The 18,930-nt window shown below is 71.6% G+C and carries 21 protein-coding genes (1 of these 21 cut by a window edge); 11 read left to right on the top strand and 10 right to left on the bottom strand.

The genetic code is table 11. The features are described 5' to 3' along the window. The 3 genes from BGO15_RS06035 to BGO15_RS06025 form a co-directional block, all read right to left on the bottom strand. Positions 1-203, bottom strand: a 203-nt coding sequence (locus BGO15_RS06035) for a hypothetical protein (RefSeq protein ID WP_286747530.1), incomplete at its 3' end; no start/stop codon positions are given. 75 nt (positions 204-278) lie between these two features. Beyond that, a complete protein-coding gene (locus BGO15_RS06030) occupies positions 279-1,691 on the bottom strand; it encodes an MFS transporter (RefSeq protein ID WP_056207502.1) in 1,413 nt (470 codons plus the stop codon). Continuing rightward, complete coding sequence (locus BGO15_RS06025) at positions 1,688-2,125, bottom strand: MarR family winged helix-turn-helix transcriptional regulator (RefSeq protein WP_056207504.1); 438 nt, start codon at positions 2,123-2,125, stop codon at positions 1,688-1,690. Before BGO15_RS06025 ends, BGO15_RS06030 begins: the two co-directional genes overlap by 4 nt. Positions 2,126-2,185: 60 nt before the next feature. Here BGO15_RS06025 and BGO15_RS06020 point away from each other — a divergent pair, with 60 nt between their 5' ends. Then, a complete protein-coding gene (locus BGO15_RS06020) occupies positions 2,186-2,752 on the top strand; it encodes a cysteine hydrolase family protein (protein ID WP_056207506.1) in 567 nt (188 codons plus the stop codon). A 77-nt stretch (positions 2,753-2,829) separates the two neighbouring features. Here the strand turns inward: BGO15_RS06020 and BGO15_RS06015 are convergent, their stop codons facing one another. After that, positions 2,830-3,756: a diacylglycerol/lipid kinase family protein gene (locus BGO15_RS06015; RefSeq protein WP_056519435.1), complete on the bottom strand. Its 927-nt coding sequence runs from the start codon at positions 3,754-3,756 to the stop codon at positions 2,830-2,832. A gap of 51 nt (positions 3,757-3,807) precedes the next feature. Between BGO15_RS06015 and BGO15_RS06010 the strand changes: the two genes are divergently transcribed. After that, the gene (locus tag BGO15_RS06010) at positions 3,808-4,410 is read left to right on the top strand and encodes a helix-turn-helix transcriptional regulator (RefSeq protein ID WP_056207508.1); all 603 of its coding nucleotides are present in this window, start codon (positions 3,808-3,810) and stop codon (positions 4,408-4,410) included. A gap of 24 nt (positions 4,411-4,434) precedes the next feature. Here BGO15_RS06010 and moaA read toward each other — a convergent pair whose 3' ends face one another. Further along, positions 4,435-5,430 carry a GTP 3',8-cyclase MoaA gene (gene moaA / locus BGO15_RS06005; protein WP_056207510.1) on the bottom strand — a complete coding sequence of 332 codons (996 nt, stop codon included), beginning with the start codon at positions 5,428-5,430 and terminating at the stop codon, positions 4,435-4,437. A gap of 190 nt (positions 5,431-5,620) precedes the next feature. Between moaA and BGO15_RS06000 the strand changes: the two genes are divergently transcribed. The 6 genes from BGO15_RS06000 to BGO15_RS05975 all read left to right on the top strand — a co-directional run bounded on the left by BGO15_RS06000 (position 5,621) and on the right by BGO15_RS05975 (position 13,024). Next, positions 5,621-7,066, top strand: coding sequence for a cytochrome ubiquinol oxidase subunit I (locus BGO15_RS06000; protein WP_056207512.1), 1,446 nt, complete (start codon positions 5,621-5,623; stop codon positions 7,064-7,066). 18 nt (positions 7,067-7,084) lie between these two features. After that, positions 7,085-8,116, top strand: coding sequence for a cytochrome d ubiquinol oxidase subunit II (cydB, locus tag BGO15_RS05995; RefSeq protein WP_045247298.1), 1,032 nt, complete (start codon positions 7,085-7,087; stop codon positions 8,114-8,116). A gap of 127 nt (positions 8,117-8,243) precedes the next feature. After that, on the top strand, positions 8,244-9,908 hold the full coding sequence (gene cydD / locus BGO15_RS05990; RefSeq protein ID WP_082486360.1) for a thiol reductant ABC exporter subunit CydD: 1,665 nt from the start codon (positions 8,244-8,246) through the stop codon (positions 9,906-9,908). Continuing rightward, positions 9,905-11,617: a thiol reductant ABC exporter subunit CydC gene (gene cydC / locus BGO15_RS05985; protein WP_056207516.1), complete on the top strand. Its 1,713-nt coding sequence runs from the start codon at positions 9,905-9,907 to the stop codon at positions 11,615-11,617. Before cydD ends, cydC begins: the two co-directional genes overlap by 4 nt. Further along, a complete protein-coding gene (locus tag BGO15_RS05980) occupies positions 11,614-12,150 on the top strand; it encodes a GNAT family N-acetyltransferase (protein WP_056207517.1) in 537 nt (178 codons plus the stop codon). The genes cydC and BGO15_RS05980 overlap by 4 nt, the downstream gene beginning before the upstream one ends. A gap of 88 nt (positions 12,151-12,238) precedes the next feature. Then, a complete protein-coding gene (locus BGO15_RS05975) occupies positions 12,239-13,024 on the top strand; it encodes a helix-turn-helix domain-containing protein (RefSeq protein ID WP_056207518.1) in 786 nt (261 codons plus the stop codon). 17 nt (positions 13,025-13,041) lie between these two features. Here the strand turns inward: BGO15_RS05975 and BGO15_RS05970 are convergent, their stop codons facing one another. Further along, on the bottom strand, positions 13,042-13,641 hold the full coding sequence (locus BGO15_RS05970; protein ID WP_056207520.1) for a GNAT family N-acetyltransferase: 600 nt from the start codon (positions 13,639-13,641) through the stop codon (positions 13,042-13,044). Positions 13,642-13,820: 179 nt separating this feature from the next. On the opposite strand from BGO15_RS05970, the gene BGO15_RS05965 reads away from it, so the two are divergent. Beyond that, positions 13,821-14,243: a helix-turn-helix domain-containing protein gene (locus BGO15_RS05965; RefSeq protein WP_056207522.1), complete on the top strand. Its 423-nt coding sequence runs from the start codon at positions 13,821-13,823 to the stop codon at positions 14,241-14,243. Here the strand turns inward: BGO15_RS05965 and BGO15_RS05960 are convergent, their stop codons facing one another. Genes BGO15_RS05960 through BGO15_RS05945 form a run of 4 tightly spaced genes read right to left on the bottom strand, consistent with a single transcriptional unit; the run spans position 14,244 to position 17,026 of the window. Next, positions 14,244-14,990, bottom strand: a complete 747-nt coding sequence (locus tag BGO15_RS05960; RefSeq protein ID WP_082483105.1) for an ABC transporter ATP-binding protein — start codon at positions 14,988-14,990, stop codon at positions 14,244-14,246. Next, positions 14,987-15,805 (bottom strand): ABC transporter permease, encoded by an 819-nt coding sequence (locus tag BGO15_RS05955; protein ID WP_200930866.1) that lies wholly within the window; start codon positions 15,803-15,805, stop codon positions 14,987-14,989. Before BGO15_RS05955 ends, BGO15_RS05960 begins: the two co-directional genes overlap by 4 nt. Continuing rightward, positions 15,802-16,602: a molybdate ABC transporter substrate-binding protein gene (modA, locus tag BGO15_RS05950; protein WP_056207526.1), complete on the bottom strand. Its 801-nt coding sequence runs from the start codon at positions 16,600-16,602 to the stop codon at positions 15,802-15,804. Before modA ends, BGO15_RS05955 begins: the two co-directional genes overlap by 4 nt. 31 nt (positions 16,603-16,633) lie before the next feature. Beyond that, positions 16,634-17,026, bottom strand: coding sequence for a TOBE domain-containing protein (locus tag BGO15_RS05945; RefSeq protein ID WP_045247305.1), 393 nt, complete (start codon positions 17,024-17,026; stop codon positions 16,634-16,636). Positions 17,027-17,124: 98 nt separating this feature from the next. Between BGO15_RS05945 and BGO15_RS05940 the strand changes: the two genes are divergently transcribed. Both BGO15_RS05940 and BGO15_RS05935 read left to right on the top strand, forming a co-directional pair. After that, entirely contained in the window at positions 17,125-17,898 is a 774-nt protein-coding gene (locus BGO15_RS05940; protein WP_056519443.1) for a HesA/MoeB/ThiF family protein, read from the top strand. Further along, positions 17,895-18,930, top strand: partial view of a molybdopterin molybdotransferase MoeA gene (locus tag BGO15_RS05935; protein ID WP_286747525.1) — the 5' portion only. It continues 197 nt past the right edge of the window; 1,036 of the gene's 1,233 nt are visible here — the first part of the coding sequence; its start codon is at positions 17,895-17,897; its stop codon lies off the right edge, out of view. Before BGO15_RS05940 ends, BGO15_RS05935 begins: the two co-directional genes overlap by 4 nt.

Below are 18,930 nucleotides of genomic sequence, written 5' to 3'. Positions count from 1 at the left end.
ACGAACGCCCGCCACGACTCCGACATCGACTTCGCCGCCGACTCATAGAACGCGAAGTTGTCGCCGCGGCCGAGGTTCCACACCATCAACACCGCCGACGCCGCCGTCATCACCAGCACGGCGGCCCACACGGGCCACGGCTCGGTCAGCAGCCGCCGCAGCCGCACCCGCGGAACGCGGTCAGAGGGGGCAGCGGCACGCACGACAACCCAGCCTGTCGGTAGCGTCTGCGCAAGTTCTGCCCGCACCCTATGCGCGAGCCGTGTGCTCGCCGAGGGTCACGCGGCACCGCGGGCGAGGCGGTCCACTCTCCCCAGCGAGCGGTCCATGACGGCGCTCGCAAGGAGCACGAGCGCTGCGACGACCATGACCGTCGCGAGCCCGCGCAGCCCCGCGTCATCCGCTCGCACCGGGAAGAAGAGCCCGGATGCCGCAGCCGCGAGGATCGCCCCGAGATACATGAACGTGCGCAGCAGCCCCGACGATGCTCCGATGCGGACGGGGTCGGCCTGATGGAACAGGGCGTTCTGCACGGCGAGGTTCACCAGGCCCTGCGGGATGCCGATGATGACGCCGATCGCAGCGAGATACCAGAGCGGGCTCGCGCTCGTCGCGAACAGCAGCATGCCGCACGCGACGAGCTGCGCCGCGGCGCCCACGATCAGCTTCGCGCGCACCTCGGCGCGGCGCCCGGTGAGCGAAGCCACCGCGATGCCGACCACGAACGTCGGCAGCAGCAGCAGACCCGTCGCGGTCGGGTCGAGCCCGCGGTCGTCCTCGAGCCACTGGGTGTACCCGTAGAGGAACGCGTAGGACACGACCGCGGCGAGCACCGCGCGCCCGAACGTCACGATGAGCGGCACGTTCCCGGCGAACACCCGCACGTCGATGAACGGTTCGCGTGCGCGCAGCTCGCGCCAGGCGAACAGGCATGCCGCGGCCACCGCGACCCCGAGCAGCCACAGCGTCGAGACCGCCGGCGCCATGAGGAAGAACAGCAGCGTCACGAGGGTGGCCGTGAACAGTGCGATGCCGAGCAGGTCGAACGGGCGGCGCTGCGACGCGGCATCCGCTCTGCGCGGCTCGCGGGGCAGCGTGACGGCTCCGAGCACGAGGCACGCGAGGGAGAGGGGGATGTTGACCGCGAACGTCGCCCGCCACCCGCCGAGGCCGATCAGCAGCCCGCCGAGGGTGGGCCCGATGACGGCGACCGTCTGCGTCGAGACGGAGAGCACCGTCAGCACACCGGCGGGCGAGGCGATGCCGGCGCGGTCGCTCTCGCGTCGGATCAGCGACATGGCCGACGGGTATCCGGCGCAGGTGCCGAATCCGAGGATGACCCGCGCCACGACGAGCACCCAGAGGGCGGGCGCAAGCATGCCGATGATCCCGGCGATGCCGGTGAGCGAGACGCCCACGAGGTAGACCGGCCGGGGGCCGAACCTGTCGACGAGGCGACCGACGACCGGCTGACCGATCGCCGTGGCGACGTAGAGCGCCGAGACGAGCCAGGCTGTCTGGGCCGCGGGGGCGCCGAAGGCCAGCGCGATGGGCACGAGCGCGACGGCGATGATCGACGAGTTGATGGGGTTGAGGATCGCACCGAGCATCATCGACGGCAGCAGCCGACGGTCGAAGCGGTCGGCCGGCGGGCGACGCCGCCCGGCGGGTGCGGCGACGGCGCCGGTCACCGGTCGGCGACCCGGTCGAGCACGGCCGCGGCGCGGATCAGCAGCTGGCGTTCCTGCTCGGTGCAGACCTCGTCGAGTCGTCCGACGATCCACTCGCCGCGGGCGGCGCGGTTGCCCTCCTCGACCTCGGCCCCGGCGGCGGTCAAAGTCACGACCTGCCGTCTGCCGTCGGTCGGGTCGGGGGTACGCGAGATGAGTCCGCGCTGCTCGAGCGCCACGAGCGTCGCGGCCATCGACTGCGGACGGATGCCCTCGAGCTGGGCGAGACCGGCGGCAGTCGCGGCCTCTCCCTTGCTGAGCCGCACGATGACAGATGCCTGGCTGGGCGTGATGTCGTCGTCCGTGGCGACCTCCTGCATGCGCCGCCGCAGCCGACCGAACGCGACCCGGATGTCCTGGGCGGCGGTCACGGCGGAGGCGGAGTGCGCAGTCATATTCGACAGTCTAGCCTGATCAGTTTGACCTGACCAGTTTCGCCTGTTTATCGTGTGGTCATGACGACCTCACGCCCCGCCCTCCTGCTGATGGACTTCCAGCCCGCGATCGTCGCCCGCGGCGGGAGCCCCGAGATCTTCGCCGCCGCACGCACCGCCCTCGACGCGGCCCGCAGCCAGGGCATCCCGGTGTTCTTCGTGCGCGTCGCATTCCGGCCCGGCTTCCCCGAGGTGCCGCAGAGCAACGTCGCCTTCACCGCCCTCGCCGCCGCCGCCGGCGACGCGCTCACGGAGCAGAGCCCCGCGACGCAGATCATCGCCGAGCTCGCACCACTGCCGAGCGAGCCCATCGTCACCAAGCGCCGCTACAGCGCCTTCACCGGCAGCGACCTCGACGTGCTGCTGCGTGGGCAGGGCGTCACGCACCTCGTGCTCGCGGGCATCTCGACCAGCGGGGTCGTGCTCTCGACCTTCCGCCAGGCGTTCGACCTCGACTACGGCCTCACCGTACTCTCCGACGCGAGCGGCGACGGCGACCCCGAGCTCTCCGACCTGCTACTCACCCGCGTCTTCCCCCGCCAGGGCACCGTCGTCACCGCAGCCGAATGGGCCGCCGGCCTGGAGTGAGCACGGGCGCGATCAGCGCGCGCGCAGCACACCAGGGTCGATGCGGGCGGCGAAGCGGGTGACGTCGAGGCGCCCTCTCAGCGCACGCGCAACACACCCGCATCGATTCGGGCGGTGAAGCGGGTGACGTCCCCGATCTCCTCACCGTCGATCTCGAAGGCGCGCGGCTCGGCGAGGGTGATCTCGATGCGGGTCGCCTGCACGTGACGCATCGTCTCCGTGCTCACGGCGTCGTCGGAACCCCCGAACACGCGACGCAGACCGTTGTCCCACACCACGGTCTTCAGGTTCGCCGCCCACTCGAGCATGCCGGTCGCGCTGACGGCGAGGAGGTCGAGCGTGCCGTCATCGGGTGCCGCGTCGGGCAACAGGGTGATTCCGCCCTGGATGGTGCCGCAGTTGCCGATCAGCACGGTGTGGGCGGATGCCTCGACCGCCTCCCCACCGTCGACGACCGCCGTCACCCCGACCAGCTCCGTCGCCGAGATCGCACGGCCCATCGCCTCCACGTAGGCGAGCCATCCGGCGCGCTTCTTCAGGTCGTCGCTGGTCTCGGCGAGCATGTGGGCATCGAGTCCGAAGCCCACCATCACGACGAACCCGTGGGTCTCGATCGCTCCGTCACGGTCGATGTCGACCCAGCCGAGGTCGATCTGCCGGGCAGATGCCTCGACGGCCCGGGTGAGCGCAGCCTTCACGCTGCCGAGCGGCACCCCGAGGTTGCGCGCCAGCAGGTTCCCGGTCCCCCGCGGCACGATGGCGAGCTCGGTGTCCGTACCCGCGAGCACCTCCGCGACAGCTCGAACGGTGCCGTCGCCGCCGGCGGCGATCACCAGCGTGCAGCCGTCGGCGAGCGCCGCGCGGGCGGGCCCCTGACCCGGGTCATCCGGAGTCGTCTCGAACCACGAGGCATCCGTCACACCGACCGCGGCGAGCGACTTCTCGAGCTGCTCGCGCTCGATCTTGCTGGGATTGAACACGATTCCGATGCGCGCGGGGGTCACACGCCCATTCTGTCTGGTCAAATCACCGACGGGAGGCGGATAATACGTGCCATGCCCCGCCCCGGATACTCGGCGATCTCCAGCTTTTCGCGCGTGCGCATCCTGCACCTGCTGCAGGAGAGCCCCCAGCGCACCATCAGCGACCTGTGCGAGATCACGGGCCTGCATCCGAACACGGTGCGCGAGCACGTGCAGCGGCTGATCGACGGCGGGTACGTCGTGCCCGAGGTCGAGAAGCGCACGACGCGCGGCCGCCCTCGCGTGCTCTACTCGGCCGCCGATGGCGTGCAGGACTGGAGCCCGATCGCCGCCCGCAAGGCGCGCGACGCTGCCGAGCGCGGCGACCTGATGCGGCGCGTCATGCCCTGGACCGACGATCACGCCCTCGAGAACGACGCCGTGCACCAGCTCGACGCGCTCGTGGAGGACCTCGGCGACGCCGGCTTCGACCCGGTCGTCGACCAGCACCAGCTCACCGTCGACCTGAGCCCGTGCCCACACTCGGGCTCGGAGAGCGGAAACCGCTCCGTGCTGTGCGCCGTGCACCTCAACCTCATGGACGGCGTCCTCGCGCAGGCACGGGGACCGCTGCGGGTCGAGGGCATGGCCCCGTCGTGCAACCCGCACGAGTGCGTCGTGCACCTGACCCGCTGAGGTCGGCGCACCCGCACGCGGCCGTCAGCCGCCGATCGCGTTCATCCCGCGCTGCGGCTGCACGAACCCGGGTTCGTCGATGCCGTGCGAACGCCGCTTTCCCGCGACGCACGCGCGCAGCACCTCGTCGATGTCTCCGACCGCGCCGCCGCGCAGCACGGGCACGAGGTCGTACTCCGACCGCGAGAACAGGCAGTTGCGCAGCTGACCGTCGGCGGTCAGTCGCAGTCGGTCGCACCCCGCGCAGAACGGCGCAGTCACGGAGGCGATGACCCCGACCGATGCCGGACCGCCTTCGAGCAGGAAGCGCTCAGCGGGGGCGTGCTCGCGCTCGCCCGCCGGCACGAGCCGCCAGCGCTCACCGAGCGCGGCGAGGATCTCCTCGCGGGTGACCAGCTGCGCGCGGTCCCACGTGTGCGAGACATCCAGAGGCATCTGCTCGATGAAACGCAGCTCAGCCCGGATCGAGAGCGCGAACTCCACCAGCTCGACCAGCTCGTCGTCGTTGACGCCCCGCATGGCGACGGCGTTCAGCTTCACCGGGGCGAGAGCGGATGCCGCCGCCCCCCGCACGCCCGCGAGCACCTCGTCGAGGCGGTCTCGACGAGTGAGGGCGGCGAAGCGATCGCGGCGAAGGGTGTCGAGCGAGATGTTGACGCGGGCAAGCCCGGCGTCGATGAGCTCGGGGAGACGCCGGTCGAGCCCGATGCCGTTCGTCGTCATCGCGACTTCGACCGGTCCCCCGGGCCCTTCGAGCACCGACAGGCGGGAGACGATCTCCGCGAGGTCGCGGCGCAGCAGCGGCTCCCCGCCCGTCAGGCGCAAGGTGTTCACGCCGGCGGCGACGGCCACCGTCGCCACCTGCACGATCTCGTCCACGGTGAGGATGCTCTCGCGCGCGAGCCACTCGTTGCCCTGTTCCGGCATGCAGTAGGTGCAGCGCAGCGAGCAGCGGTCGGTCAGGGAGATCCGCAGGTCGCTGTGCACCCGGCCGTGGGTGTCGACGAGCGGCGCGATCATGTCTCGAGGCTAATGCCGCGGCATCCACCCGGGACGCGATCGGCCCCGAGCGCGGGCCAAAGGATCAATTATTCACGGCGAAACTCCACGGGCCTCACGGGAGCAAGCTGGGAGACTCCTTAGTGAGCCGAGACACGGCTCCGCCGGCCACGCCGACGCGCTGTGCACCCTCTGTAGGAGGCGACTTTCCATGGATCTTCTCGATCCGCTCGCACTGGCCCGCTGGCAATTCGGGCTCACGACGCTCTACCACTTCCTCTTCGTTCCGCTGACGCTGGGCATGGGCCTGGTCGTCGCCATCTTCCAGACGACCTGGGTGCGCACCGGCAACGTGCGGTGGCTGCAGCTGACCCGACTGTTCGGAAGCCTGTTCCTCATCAACTTCGCGATGGGCGTCGTCACCGGCATCGTGCAGGAGTTCCAGTTCGGCATGAACTGGTCGGACTACTCGCGCTTCGTGGGCGACGTCTTCGGCGCCCCGCTCGCGTTCGAGGGTCTGCTCGCGTTCTTCCTCGAGGCGACGTTCCTCGGGCTCTGGATCTTCGGCTGGGACCGCCTGCCGAAGAAGCTGCACCTCGCGACGATCTGGATCGCGTGGGCGGGCGCCAGCATCTCGGCGTACATCATCCTCGCGGCCAACGCGTGGATGCAGAACCCGGTCGGCTACACGATGTCCGCCGACGGCAAGCGCGCCGAGATGACCGACTTCTTCGCAGTGGTCACCAACAGAGTGGCTCTCGCGACCTTCCCGCACACGATGTTCGCGTCGTTCATGTTCGCGGCCGGCGTCGTGATCGCCGTCGCCGCGTGGCACCTGTCGCGCAAGCAGCACATCGACATCATGCGTCCGGCACTGCGGTTCGGGCTCTGGTTCATGATCGCCTCGTTCGTCGGCGTGTTCATCGCGGGCGATCTGCTGGGCCTCCAGATGGTGGCGACCCAGCCCATGAAGATGGCCTCCGCCGAAGCGCTGTACAACACGGCCTGCGGGGCGAATGCCTCGTTCTCCATCTTCTCGCTCGGCACACCAGACGGCACCCAGGAGATCTGGTCGCTGCGCGTGCCGTACCTGCTCGCGTTCCTCTCCGAGCACGACTTCACAGCGTGCGTGCAGGGCATCAACGACCTGCAGGCCCAGTACACGACGCAGTGGGGCCCCGGCGACTACACGCCCACCATCTGGATCACCTACTGGTCGTTCCGCTGGATGATCGGCTTCGGCGGACTCGCGGCCGTGATCTCGGCTGTCGGCCTCTGGCTCACGCGCAAGAACGCGAAGCGGCCCGTCCCGACGTGGGCGTGGAAGGTCGCGATCTGGAGCGCGCCGCTGCCGCTATTCGGCAGCCTCGTCGGCTGGATCTTCACCGAGATGGGACGGCAGCCCTGGATCGTGTTCGGCCTGATGAGAACCGCGAACGGCGTCTCGCCCAATGTGCCGGGCTGGACGGTACTGATCTCGCTGATCGCCTTCACCGCGATCTATGCCGCGCTCGCGGTCGTCGAGTTCCGCCTCATCGTCAAGACCGCGAAGGCCGGCCCGTTCCCGATCCTCGGGGGCAAGTCCGGTGAGTTCGAGGGCGGCGAGAAGCGCGAGGCCGACGCCGACGACATCCACATCCCCACGACGGTCTACTGAGCGGAAAGGAACATCATCATGGACCTCTCATACCTCTGGTTCTGGATCGTCGGAGTGCTCTTCGTCGGCTACTTCGTGCTCGACGGCTTCGACTTCGGCGTGGGCATGTCCCTGCCCTTCCTCGGCAAGGACGACATCTCCCGTCGCCAGGTGATCAACACGATCGGCCCCGTCTGGGACCTCAACGAGACCTGGCTGATCGTGGCGGGCGCGTGCCTGTTCGCCGCCTTCCCGGAGTGGTACGCCACCCTGTTCAGCGGCTTCTACCTCGCGCTGCTGCTGATCCTGCTCTCGCTGATCCTGCGCGGCGTCTCGTTCGAGTACCGGCACCGCGGGGCATCCGAGAAGTGGAAGCGGCGCTTCGACACCCTCATCGTGATCGGCTCCGTGCTCCCCGCGCTCCTGTGGGGCGTCGCGGTCGCCAACATCGTGCAGGGGGTGCCGCTGGATGCCGACCACAACTTCACCGGGTCGCTTCTGACGCTGCTCAACCCCTACGGGCTGCTCGGCGGGGTCACCCTCGTGCTCGTCTTCTTCACCCACGGTCTCTACTTCGTTGCCCTGAAGACCGACGGTCAGGTGCACACCGACGCGAAGCGCCTCGCCACCAAGGCGGGTGTGGTCACGGTCGTGGTCGCGGCGGCGTTCCTCATCTGGACGATCGTCATGGCCGCCTCGAAGGGTGCCCCGGCGCTCGGGTTCGCGATCGCCGCCGCCGCGATCGCCGCGGTCGCCCTCATCGCGTCGATCCTGGCGAACCTTCGCGACAAGCAGGGCTGGGCCTTCACGTTCGGCGTATTGACCGTCGCGTTCGCGGTGCTGACCCTGTGGTTCTCGCTCTTCCCGAACGTGATGCCTTCCACCACCGACCCGGCGGGCACCCTCACGATCGAGAACGCGTCGAGCACGCCGTACACGTTGACGATCATGACCTGGGCGGCGTTCATCTTCCTGCCGCTCGTGCTGCTCTACCAGGGCTGGACGTACTGGGTCTTCCGCAAGCGCGTCACCCGCAGCTTCATCGAGAAGGCGGCGGCATCGGCACACTGACCGAGACCTCACCCACGCGGATGCCGCGGCCCCTCCCCGGGCCGCGGCATCCGTCGTCGTAGGCGAGGTGGTTTTGCCCGGCGGCGCTCGCAGGTGCCGTCCGGGCGCATGAGGCAGGATCGAAGACGTGACCCCCGACGGCCCGGCCGATCCCCCCGTGCGGCGGGGACCCCTGGATCCGCGTCTGCTGCGGTACGCGCGCGCGACCCGCGGGTTCCTCGCGGTGCAAGCGGCGATCGTGCTGGCGCAGAGCGGTGTGATCGTGGGGTTCGCATGGGTGGTCTCCCGCGCGCTCACCGGCGCGATCGGCGGTGCGCCGATCGGCGAGCTGCTGCCGCTCGTCGCGGCGGGTGCAGCGCTCGTGCTGGTGCGCGGGGCGTTGATCGCGGCGTCGGAGCGGGTGTCGGCGGCAGGGGCCGCGCGCGCGTCGCTCCAGCTGCGCGCCGCCCTCATCGCCGCCGTCGAGAAGCTCGGTCCCACGTGGTTGTCGCAGCGCAGCACCACCGCGTTGGCGGTGACCGCCGGGCACGGACTCGAGGCGCTCGACGCCTACTTCGGGCGCTACCTCCCGCAGCTGGTGGCGACGGCGATCACCATGCCGATCGTCATCGTGGCGATCCTGCTGGCCGACCCGCTGTCGGCGGTGATCGTCGTGCTCACGATGCCGCTCATCCCGATCTTCATGGTGCTCATCGGTCTCGCGACCGGCGCAGTGCAGCGCCGGCAGTTCGACACGCTCACCACCCTCGCGACCCGGTTCGCCGACACCGTGCAGGGACTCGGCACGCTCAAGATCTTCGGCCGTCAGCACCGTGCCGCCGACAGTATCGACGAGGTGACCGGGCGCTACAAGCACGAGACGATGTCGGTCCTGCGGGTGTCGTTCCTCTCGGGTTTCGCGCTCGAGTTCCTCGCATCCATCTCGGTCGCCATCGTCGCGGTGACGATCGGCTTCCGGCTCCTCGACGGTGAGATGGTGCTGCTCGTGGGCCTGTTCGCCCTGCTCCTGGCCCCCGAGGCGTATCTGCCGCTGCGGCAGGTGGGTGCGCAGTTCCACGCTTCCGCCGAGGGGATGGCCGCGACATCCGGCATCTTCGCGGTGCTCGACGCCGCGCGCGCTCAGGGCGGTCGGACGCGCGCCGTCACCGCCCCCACGGCGGAGGGGGGTGCGCTTCTGACGGCGCGCGGGCTGCGGGTTCCGCGCGGCGAGCGGATGATCGGTCCGATCGACCTCGACGTGCGCGCGGGCGAGGTCGTGCTGCTCGAGGGTGCCAGCGGGGCGGGGAAGTCGAGCGTCATCGCGGCACTGCTCGGCTTCGCCCACGCGGAGGGCGAGATCAGCGGCGGCGCGCGCGCGGCCATCGCGTGGATGCCCCAGCGCGCCGGGCTGCTCTCGGGAACCGTGGCGGAGAATGTGGCGCTTGGCGCCGATACCCCCGATGCCGTGCTCGTCGCCCGATGCCTCACCGATGCCGCGGCGGGCGATGTCGACGCGGGCATCGTGCTGGGCGCCGGCGGGGCGGGGCTCTCGGGCGGACAGGCTCAGCGCGTCGCGTTGGCGCGCGCCCTGTACCGGCTGCGTGCGACCGACGCCCGGGTGCTCGTGCTCGACGAGCCCACGAGCGCCCTCGACACGGACACGGAAGCTCAGGTGTGGGCGTCGGTGCGGGCTGCCGCCGATGCCGGCGCCGGCGTGCTGCTGGTCTCCCACCGCCCGAGCGCGCGGGCGATCGCAGACCGCCGTGTGGCCGTGGCATCCGTTCTCGTGCTGCCTGCGGAGGTGCCACAGTGAGCACCGTCAGCGACCCGCGCACCGCCGAGACCGCGCGCATCCTGCGCGACGCGCAACCGTCCGCCCGCCGCTTCTCCCCCGCCGTGCTCACGGGGTTCGGCACCGCCATCAGCTCGATCGCGCTGCTGGCAGCGAGCGGATGGCTCATCACCCGCGCCGCGGAGCAGCCGAGCGTCATCTTCATCTCGGCGGTCGTCGTCGCAGTGCGCGCGTTCGCGATCGGGCGCGGCGTGTTCCGTTACGGCGAGCGCCTCACGAGTCATGACGCGACCCTCGGGCAGCTCGCGCGGGTGCGTGCCGGGCTGGTGCGACGCCTCGTGCCCCTGGCCCCCGACGGCCTCGGCGGCGCCCGCCGCGGCGCCCTGCTGTCGAACCTCGTCGACGATGTCGAGGAGCTGCAGAACCTGCCGCTGCGCGTCGTGCTGCCCCTCGTCGTCGCCGCGACCACGAGCCTCGCGAGTGTCGTGTTCGTGGCGTTCGTCTCCCTTCCGGCCGCGGCCGTGCTGCTCGGATGCCTCGTGCTCGCGTTCGCTCTCGCGGTCTGGGTGGGGGCCGCGCTCGGCGCGCGCGCCGAGCGCTCACTCGCCCCGCTGCGCTCACGACTCTCCGACGCGCTCGTGGACGAGCTCGGGGCGCTCGACGTCCTCCAGGCGTACGGCGCCCAGGCTGCGGCATCCGCTCGGGTGCGCATCGCCGATGAGGCGCTGCGTCGCGCGACAGTGCGCCGCGCGACGGCACAGGGCGCGACGAGCGGAGCGGTGTCGCTGGTGGCGGGCCTCGCCTCGCTGCTGGTGCTGCTGTCGGCGCAGCCCGCATTCGCGGGCGGAAGCCTCGACGGGCCCTGGCTCGCGCTCATCGTGCTCATGCCCATGGCGATCTTCGAGGTGTTCGGTCCCGTGCCGCTCGCCCTCGCGTCCTGGCGGCAGGTGCGCGGCGCGGCCCAGCGCATCGCCGACACCGTGCCGGCAGAGATCCCGGCCGAGCTCGTGCGCGACGAGCCCGCCCCGACCGGCGAGGCGCCGCCGCTCGGCACGGGACTCTCGCTGCGCGGCATGAGCGCGGCCTGGCCGCAGCGCGCGGGTGTCCGCGATGAGGCCGACGACGCGGGCCGACTCGTCGACGTCAGCCTCGATGTCGCGCCCGGCGAGCGGGTTCTCGTGACCGGCCCGAGCGGTGCGGGAAAGACGACCCTCGCCCACGTGCTGGTGCGCTTCCTCGACTACAGCGGCTCGTTCACCATCGGCGGACGCGAAGCGTCCACGCTCTCCGGCGATGACCTGCGACGCACGATCGGCCTCGTCGAGCAGAACCCGTACCTGTTCGACGAGTCGATCCGGCAGAACCTGCTGTTCGCCGACGACGGCGCCTCCGACGCGCATCTGTGGGCGGCGCTCGGTCGGGTCGGCCTCGAGGACTGGGCACGCGACCGCGGCGGCCTCGACTCACGACTGGGCGAACGCGGTGCACTCGCCTCGGGCGGGCAGGCGCAACGTCTCGCGCTGGCACGCGCCCTCCTCGCCGACTTCGCGGTGCTGGTGCTCGACGAGCCCACCGCGGGGGTCGACCCCGCGGCATCCGACGCGCTCCTCGACGACCTGCTCACCGCTGTCGGCGACGACCACGCCGTCGTGCTCGTCTCGCACGTCGCCGTGCCCGCTCACCTCATCGATCGCGAGGTGCGCATCGTCGCGGGCAGGATGACCGCATGAGCGACCTCGTCAGCGTGCGCGAAGCCCGCCGCGAGGACGCCTGGGGCATCGCCCGCGTGCGCGTGGACACCTGGCGCGTCGCCTATGACGGACTCGTCGACGACCGGATCCTCGCGGCGCTCGACCCCGAACGCGAGGGGCACCGGCGCGCCGAGCTCTGGCTCGAGAACACCGCAGCTGCCGGCGCCGCTCAATTCGTCGCAGAGCAGAACGGAGTGATCGTCGGATGGGCGGCCGTCGGCGCCTGCCGCGACGACGACCGACCCGGCACCGGCGAGCTGCACGCGATCTACGTGCACCCCTCGCTCTGGTCGGCCGGCGTCGGGCATGAGCTCCTCACCGCGGCCACGGCATCACTGCGTTCGTCGGGGTTCGCCGAGGCATCCCTGTGGGTGCTCGACCGCAACGAACGCGCGGCCGGCTTCTACGAACGGCACGGGTGGATCGAGGACGGCGCCGTCAAGAGCGAGCAATCTTCTCTCGCCGAGGCCCCGCCGCTCATCGAACGCCGGCGCGTCATCCGCTTCGAGTGAGGATGCCGCGGCCCGACGGACGTCACAGAGTCGCTCGGCCGGGACTGCTATAAACGAAGCTCATCACGAAGCGATCCGGGGGGACATCGTGACAGCGGGTGCGCAGGGGGAACACGATTCGCTCGAGGAGTTCGCGGCGGGCCTGCGGCAGCTGCGGCTCGAGGCGGACAGCCCGACGCTGGAACGCCTGCATCGCGAGACGGGAGTCTCCCGCACCGTGCTCTCCGAGGCCTTCAACGGCAGGAAGCTGCCGTCGGCGCGCACGGTCGATCGGATCGCGGTCGCGTGCGGCGGCGATGCCCGCGGGTGGGCGACACGGCGCGACCGACTCGCACAGCGCGATGCTCCGCCGCCTGCGGCCAGAACCATCCGGCCCGCGCCCGTCACCGTGGCGCGACGTGTCGCGCTCGTGTGGGCAGCGGCCGCGTTCGTGCTCGGGACCGTTGTGACGGCGGCCATCGCTCTCACCGTCACCCACGTGGCTCGAGGCACAGCGCCGCCGCCTTCCGTCGCGGTGCGGGACGGCAGCGACCCGGCATCGACCTCCTGCGCCAACGATGCCCGCGTCGTCACCGGCGACGTGCGGGACAGCGGGCGCGTGGAGATCGAGATCCTGTGGTCCGACGCCTGCTCTGCCGCCTGGGCGCGGGTGAGTCGAGACGATGGCACCGATCGGGGCGCGACCCTCTCCGTCGCGATCTATCCGCAGAGCGCACCCGGCGGACCGCATCGGCAGAGCATCACGGTTCAGGGTGGAACCGTCGCGACCACTCCGCTGCTCGTGCGGGTGTCGGCCGACGAGCGACTGTGCGCGACGGGTGCGGTGACGGTGGCGGGCACCCCGGTCGAGCTCGGCACGCCGATCTGCATCTGACCGGCCGCGGAGGCCGCTCAGCCGAGCACGACACCGAACGCCTGCGTGCTCGGTTGCGACGGCAGGCGGGTGAACCCCAGCCGATCGTAGAAGGCGAGGGCAACGGCGTTGTCCGCCGCGGCCACGAGGTGGAGTCCTGGCACGCCGGCATCAGCGAGCGCCGCCCGCTGCGCGTCGATGAGACGGCGCCCCCAGCCGGCACCCTGGGCCGCGGGGAGCAGGTCGATGTGCAGGTGCGCCGGATACGTGTCGGCGAACGGCTCGGCGCCCGCGCGCCGGCCGTCGGCGTAACGCCGCAGTTCCGCCTCGCGGTGCGACAGGCCCGGGGCATCCGGCTCACGACGACGCACCGGCCACCAGTCGGTGCGGAACCACTCCTCGAACGCATCGGTGTCGGGAGCGGCGACGCAGTACCCGACCACGGCATCGTCCGCGTCCGCGATGACGAAGGCGAACTCGGGATGTCGCACCGTGTACGGCAGCGCGAAGACGTCGGCCCACAGCGCGTCATCCGACAGCAAGCCGGTCGCGTCGCGGCCGAGATCGGCGGTACGCAGGCATACGTCCGCGATCCGCGGGCGGTCGTCGGCACGGAGAGCGCGGAGGGTGTGGGGCATCCGCGCAGACTATCGGCCGCCCCGAACTCGTCTCCGCACCCGGAGATGCCACGTGATGCGCCCGGACGCAACCCCTGCCGCGCAGCGGGATGGGGTGATATACACGGACTGTCGGTACTGGGGAAGAAGTATCGGCGTCATGCGCGAGCAGCTGTCGGAGGGCTGGTGCCATGGAGGGGATGAATCGTGTCGAAGATGATGTCAGTGCTTTCGCTGCCGACCTGAGAAGGCTGCGGCTGCATGCCGACAACCCGACCCTGACGCGTCTGCAGCACACGTCGGGGGTGTCCAAGAGCGTGCTCTCGGAGGCCCTCGCGGGTCGGCATCTGCCGTCGGTGCGCACCGTCGACGCGCTCGTGCGCGCGCTCGGTGACGGCGATCACCGCGACGACTGGATCAGCCGCCGCGACGAGCTTGCGGAGCAGCGGATGCCGACGCTCGAGCATCCGAGCGGGCCGATCCCCACGGGCGCGGCGCCGATCCCGAACGACCTGCAGCGCAGCGTGACCGCGAAGGCGACGGTCGCGATCGCCGGTGTCGCACTGATCGCGGGCGTGGCGCTCGGGTCGTGGTCGACCGCGTGGATCCTGTCGCTGCGCTGATCAGCGCGGACCGGGCGCCCGGTTGTCACGCAGCCAGCCGGCCTCGCCGGCGAGGGCGGCACTGAACGCGGTCGCGGGGGCCGCGAGCACGTCGGCTGTGGCGGCGAGCTGCACGATGTGGCCTGCCTCGAGCACGCACAGCCGTGCCGCGAGCGCGACCGCGTCGGCGACATGGTGCGTGGCGAGCACCGTGGTGGTCGCCGGCAGCGACGCGATGGCCGCGCGCACATCCTGCGCGGTGAGCGGGTCGAGCGAGGTGGACGGCTCGTCGAGCAGCAGCACATCGGGCTCCGTGACGATCGCGCGGGCGAGGGCGACCCGCTGCCGCTGACCGCCGGACAAGGCGTCGGGACGACGGGATGCCGCGGCCCCCACACCGAGCCGGTCGAGCCAGTCCTGCGCGCGTGCACGCGCGACCGACCGGGGCACCCCGCGCGCCCGTGGCCCGAATGCGACGTTGTCGAGGGCGCTGAGGTGCGGGAACAGGTGGGGGTCCTGCGAGAGAAGCACCACGCGACGCCGCGCCGGGGGCACCGTGCGCGCGGGCGTCGACAGCTCGCGCCCGCCCACCGCGATGCGGCCGTCGTCCAGCGGCACGAGACCGGCGAGGGCGCCCAGCAGGGTCGACTTGCCCGCACCGCTCGGCCCCATGACCGCGATCGTCTCGCCGGGTGCGACGGCGAGGGCCGCGTCGAGGTCGAAGCCGTCGCGGCGCACGACGACCCGGGCGTCGAGCGAGGAGGTCATCGCACGCTCCCGAACCGCCACGCCCGCACGGCGACGAGCACCGCGATCGAGGTGACGAGCAGCAGCAGCGACAGCGCGACGGCCGTGGAGGTGTCGACGCCGGCCCCGTTGAACGCGGTGTAGATCGCGAGCGGCATGGTCTGCGTCACTCCCGGTGCGTTGCCCGCGAACAGCGCCGTCGCACCGAACTCGCCCATCGCCCGCGCGAAGCACAGGACGGTGCCGGCGACCAGCCCCGGGGCGGCGAGCGGAAGGGTGACACGCCGCAGCACGGTCCAAGGTCCGGCGCCGAGCGATGCGGCCGCGACCTCATACCCCGATCCTCGGGCGCGCAGCGCACCCTCGAGGGACAGCACGAGGAACGGCAGCGCGACGAACACCTGCGCGATCACGACAGCGGTCGTCGTGAACGGAAGTCGCACGCCGATGCCCGCGAGCAGGACGCCGCCCCATCCGTTCCGTCCGAACAGATACAGCAGCGCCACGCCGCCCACCATCGGCGGCAGCACGAGCGGCACGGTCACGGCCGCACGCAGCACCGCGGCGAGGCGCGGGCCCGACCGGGCGATGAGCAGTGCGAGCGGAGCACCGAGCACGAGGCATCCGAGGGTCGCGACGACCGCTGTCGACAGCGAGAGCCCCAGCGCCGACAGCGCGTCGGGCGACGTGATGTCCGCCGGGAGCGTCGCCCAGTCCACCCGAGCGACCAGCGCGGCGAGCGGCACGACGAGAAGCGCCAGCCCGAGCACGGCCGGCACCACGAGCACCCGCGGAAGTGTGCGGGTGCCGTGCGCGCCGGCGCGGCGTCGGATCACGGGGCTCCGAAGCCGTAGCTCTGCAGGATCTGCTCACCCGCCGCGCTCGTCACGAACGCCGTGAAGGCGGCCGCCGCGGTCGGATTCGGGGCGCCGGCGAGGGCGGCGATCGGGTACTCATTGACGACCTGGTCGGCTCCGGCGGGGACGATGGCGGTCACACCGCTCGCCCCGCGAACGTCGGTCGCGTAGACGAGGCCGGCGTCAGCCGCACCGGATGACACCTTCGTGAGCACGGCGGTGACGTTCTGCTCCTGGCTGACAGGGGTCACCGAGACGCCCTGGTTCTTCAGCAGGGTCTGGGACGCCGAGCCGCACGGCACGGCCGGCGCGCACAGCACGACCGACACCCCCGGGCGCGCGAGGTCGGCGAGGGTCGCGATGCGCGCGGGATTCGCCGACGGAACCGCGATCACGAGCGTGTTGGTCGCGAAGTTCTGCGGGGAGGAGGCGAGTTTCGCGTCCGTGACCTTCGTCATGTTCTTGGTGTCCGCCGACGCGAACACGTCGACGGGCGCGCCCTCGACGATCTGGGTGGCGAGCGTCGACGAGCCGTCGTAGACGATCGGCTTGACCGTCACCTGCGGATACTCGGCCTCGAACGCCGTCGCGACAGCCTGGAAGGCGTTGCGCAGTGATGCGGCCGCGTAGATCGTGAGGTCACCGCTGGGGGCGGCGGCGACCGACGAGCTCGCCGACGGGGTCGCCGAGCTCGATGCATCGCTCGCGCACGCCGTGGCGCCGAGCAGGACGGATGCCGCGGCGACCGCGGCAAGGATGAGGCGACGGGCGTTCATGGGCAGCTGCTCCTCGGGTGCGAGTGGGGTCTCAGGGCTTCGGGGTCTCGACGATGACGGTCGTGGCTTTCACGATCGCGACGGCGAGCGAGCCCGGTTCGAGTGCGAGGTCGCGTGCGGCTTCGGCTGACATGAGGGAGACCACGCGGTGCGGTCCCGCCTGAATGTCGACCTGCGCCATGATGCCGTCGATCTCGACGCGCGTGACGAGCCCCGAGAAGCGGTTGCGGGCGCTCGAGAGCCCCTCCGCGGGATCGGCGGGCTGCCGCCGGCGCTCGACGACGAACTCCGCGAGCGCGGCGCCGTCGATCTCGATGGGCGTGGCGTCGGTGGCTGCGAGAAGCCCGTGGTCGATCCAGCGGCGAACCGTGTCGTCGCTCACGCCGAGCAGGCGCGCGGCCTGGGCGATCTTGTAGGAGGGCACGAAAGCGATCGTATCCGCATCTGCGGCGCGATCCGGACGAGGTGATCGCACCTGCGGATGCCAGATCTCCTCTGTCTCCGCGGGGCTAGCCTGTGGACATGCCCTTCGCCCCCCTCGTCGACCCCGTCGAGGACCTTCCCGCCGACGAACGGGTGCGCACAGCCCGCCACCGGGTCATGTTCGACTTCGGGGATGCCGCCCAGCGCCGGCTCGCGGCCGCGCACGTCGCCGTGGTGGGTGCCGGCGGGCTGGGGTCGGCGGTGATCCTCGCGCTGGCCGCGGCCGGCGTCGGCACGCTCACCGTCATCGATGACGACGACGTCGACCTCTCCAACCTGCAGCGCCAGGTGCTGCACCGTCGCGGAGATGTCGGTGCGCCCAAGGTCGACAGCGCGGTGCGTGCCGCCGCCGACCTGTCCGCGACCCGGGTGATCGCCCGGCGCGCACGTCTCGACACGCGCAACGCCGCCGATCTGCTCGCCGGCGCGCACGTGATCGTCGACGGCAGCGACACGTTCGACACGCGACGCGCGGTGGCCGCGGCATCCGAGTCCACGGGCCTCCCCCTCGTGTGGGGCACCGTGCAGGAATTCGCCGGCCAGGCCACCGTGTTCTGGTCGAGGCCGAGCGCAGGCACGCCGATCGTGCTCGACGACCTGTACCCCGCGGCATCCGTCGGCACACTCCCGTCGTGCGCGGAAGTGGGCGTCTTCGGCCCGCTCTGCCTGCAGATCGGCGCCGTGCTGGCCACCGAGACCGTGAAGCTCGTCACCGGCGTCGGCGAGCCGCTCCTCGGCCGGGTGCTGCTCGTCGACGCGCTGCGCGGCACCCAGCGCGAGGTGCCGCTGCGACCCGCACGGGTGAGCGCATGAGCGGCATGCGTGAGGTCGAGGAGCATCTCGCGGCGATCCTCGCGGCCGTGACCCCCACCGGAGACGAGCGTGTCACTCCCGCCGACGCGCAGGGCCGGGTGCTGCGCGCGGCGGTCGTCGCGCGACTCGACATCCCCGCGTTCGACAACTCGGCGATGGACGGGTTCGCCGTGCGAGCCGAGGATGTCGCGTCCCCTCCGGTCACGCTGCGCGTCATCGCCGACCTGCCCGCCGGTTCGGCGCTCGATCCGTCGTTCGGTGCCGGCGAGGCCGTGCGCATCATGACCGGCGCACCGGTGCCGACGGCGGCCGATGCGATCGTGCCGTTCGAGGACACCGTAGGCGGGCTCGCCGACTCGTTCGGGGAGATCACCGTGACGGCCCCGGCGCGACAGGGCGCATTCGTGCGGCGCCGCGGTGTCGACGTGCAGGTGGGTGACGAGGTCGTTCCCTCGGGAGCCGTGCTCGGCCCCCTGCAACTGGGCGCCGCGACCGCGGCGGGAGTAACGGACCTCGTGGTCGCGCGACGCCCGCGGGTGGCGATCGTCTCGACCGGCGACGAACTGGTCATGGCGGGTCACACGCCGGGGCCGGGACGGCTCCCCGACTCGAACGGGGTGCAGCTCGCCGCACTCGCGCTCGAGGCCGGCGCCGAGGTCGCCTTCCGCGCCGTCGTTCCCGATGACGACGCCGCCTTCCTCGCGGCGATAGCCGGCGCGGTGTCGGCGCGCGCCGACCTGATCGTCACGAGCGGCGGCATCAGCGCGGGGGCGTTCGAAGTCGTGAAGACGGCGCTCGCGGCGCCCGACAGCGGCATCGAGTTCGTGCGGGTGCGCATGCAGCCGGGGAAGCCGCAGGCCTTCGGGCGTCTGGCCGCGGGACCGCTGCTGTTCGGGCTGCCGGGCAACCCCGTGTCATCCGCTCTCTCGTTCGAGGTGTTCGTTCGGCCCGCGATCCGGGCGATGGCCGGGGCGCGAGACCTCGCACGGCCGCTGCTGAGGCTCGCGGCGGCGTCCGGGTGGCGAACCCCAC

The sequence above is a fragment of the Microbacterium sp. 71-23 genome (assembly GCF_001897265.1).
In the GTDB taxonomy this organism is placed as follows: domain Bacteria; phylum Actinomycetota; class Actinomycetes; order Actinomycetales; family Microbacteriaceae; genus Microbacterium; species Microbacterium ginsengisoli.
The sequence above is the reverse complement of the archived record's forward strand: the minus strand, read 5'-3'. Positions and strand labels throughout refer to the sequence as shown.